The sequence below is a fragment of the Rhizobium sp. BR 317 genome (assembly GCF_047445835.1).
Classification (GTDB): domain Bacteria; phylum Pseudomonadota; class Alphaproteobacteria; order Rhizobiales; family Rhizobiaceae; genus Rhizobium; species Rhizobium paranaense.
The window spans coordinates 1-989 of record NZ_JARWLB010000160.1 but is presented as its reverse complement, the minus strand read 5'-3'; the positions used below and the strand labels follow the sequence as shown (position 1 = coordinate 989).

Below are 989 nucleotides of genomic sequence, written 5' to 3'. Positions count from 1 at the left end.
ACGTACTTGTGGGTCGTCAGCGTCTCGCCGACATCTGCGCCGAACCCTGTAACGACGTTGAAGACGCCCGCGGGAAAGCCAGCCTGCTCGACGAGCTTTGCKAACTCAAGGGTCGAAGCAGACGTGAACTCCGAGGGCTTTGCCACGAATGTGTTCCCTGCGGCGAGTGCCGGTGCCAGCTTGTAGGCGAGCAGCAGGAGAGGGGAGTTCCACGGCGTAATCCCGACGCAGACGCCGAGCGGCTCATTACGAGTGAAGTTGAAGGTGTCCGCCTTATCGATCGGGATGACCGCTCCTTCGATCTTGTCCGCCAGCCCGCCGAAGTAGTAGTACCACTGCGGGATGTATTTGAGCTGAAACAGCATCTCGTTGATGAGCTTGCCGTTGTCCGTAACCTCGATCGTCGCGAGATGCTCCGCATTCTCGGCGATCAGATCGCCAAGACGCCGAAGAAGGTGTCCGCGGGCGCTCGCGGTGAGCTTCGGCCACGGACCACTCGTGAAGGCGCKGTGCGCAGCCTCGACTGCTCGTTCCGCATCTTCCCTGCCGCCCTTCGGAATAGCGGCCCAGGTCTGCCCGTTGAAAGGGTTCTTCGTCTCGAACGTATCTCCGTTGGCAGCGTCTTCCCACTTGCCGTCGATGAACATCTTGTATGTCTGCATTGTCTTTCTCTCTTCTAGCATCCGAGTTGTCGGGCGAGGTCTTCGAGATCGTCKGCGACGTAATCCCAGCGCTGCTCGGCTGTGAGGTCGGTCGTCTGGCCCTCGCCGTATTCGGTGGGTCGTGCGATGAATGCGGTTTTAAGGCCAAGGCTGCGCGCGGCGGCAAGATCGTAGTTGTGGGCAGCGCACATCATGACGGCCCCGGGCTCCAGATAAAGGAGTTTGCAGACCCCGAGGTAGGTCTCAGGATCGGGCTTGTAGTGCTGGAAAAGCTCGCAGGAGAACACGTTGTCCCACGGCAAGTCGGCATGCTTTGCCATATTGACG

The 989-nt window shown here is 59.8% G+C and carries 2 protein-coding genes; both read right to left on the bottom strand.

The annotated features are described in order from the left end of the window. Positions 1-662: aldehyde dehydrogenase family protein (locus tag QD357_RS32520; RefSeq protein ID WP_414126115.1), on the bottom strand; the 662-nt coding region annotated here is incomplete at its 3' end. Between the two features lie 14 nt (positions 663-676). Further along, the coding region (locus tag QD357_RS32515) for an HAD-IA family hydrolase (protein WP_414126114.1) at positions 677-989 on the bottom strand (313 nt) is incomplete at its 5' end.